General features: G+C 61.7%; 1 pseudogene. It reads right to left on the bottom strand.

Annotated features, from left to right (window positions below):
• Positions 1–1042, bottom strand: a pseudogene (locus tag AC097P_RS24980) (excinuclease ABC subunit UvrA); the annotation flags it as partial.

Here is a 1042-nt window from a genome sequence, read left to right as displayed (position 1 = left end):
GTCACCCGCCCTGGCCGCCCCCGCTGCTGCGTACTGGGCTGCTATGCGCGCGCGCTCTGCCAACTCGGCGTTTGCTTCGACACTGGACGATACGCGAGACGCTGCAATCGCTGCAGCCTTCGCGGCTTTGCCCTTCGGCAATTTAACCCCTTTGGCGCCCGCTGCAGAAATGGGGTCAGAGCCCAGTTTCGTACTGAGTGTGTTCGCTTCGGAAATTCTACGTCCTAAATTGGGATCTGACCCCATTTCTGCGACAACTCTTCGCACCATCAGGGGGTGCTTCATCGCATGCAACAGATAGCGCCCGGTCTGCGACTCCGCAGCCGCCTGCACATCCGCAACGGAGCCCTCTGCGACGAGTCGCCCTCCCCGCTTACCCGCGCTCGGCCCAATGTCAATGATGTGGTCCGCATGGCGAATGGTGTCTTCGTCGTGCTCCACCACCACCAGCGTGTTGCCCTTGTCGCTCAGCGACCGAAGAGCACCCAACAGGATCTTGTTGTCCCGCGCATGCAGGCCAATGGTGGGTTCGTCCAGCACGTAACACACACCTTGCAAATTGCTGCCCAGCTGCGCGGCCAGGCGGATGCGCTGCGCCTCACCACCGCTGAGCGTGGGGGCACCACGGTCCAGCGTCAGATAGCCCAGGCCCACTTCTTCCAGAAACTCCAGCCGGCTCTTGATCTCTGGCACCAGGTCGCGCGCAATGTCGCTCTCACGCGTGGTCATACCGCCCAGCAGCTGCAGCGTCTGCACCCATTTGCGCACATCGGTCACGCTCAAACGCGCAATATCGGTAATGCTCACTGCATTGAACTGCACGGCCCGTGCGGTGGCATTTAAACGTGTGCCCTGGCAGGTGGGGCAAGTGGCGTCATGCAAGTCTTCGATATCGGCCTCGGCAAAGGTCTGCTCACGGCCTTTGTTGTCGTCGTCCTTCACCGAATCGTCAAACACCTTGCGCTGGTCGCGGGTCAGCGCCACACCGGTGCCCACGCAATCGGGGCACCAGCCGTGTTTGCTGTTGTAGCTGAAGAGGCGC

Source organism: Rhodoferax sp. ZS1R8, from assembly GCF_056521325.1.
The sequence above is the reverse complement of the archived record's forward strand: the minus strand, read 5'-3'. Positions and strand labels throughout refer to the sequence as shown.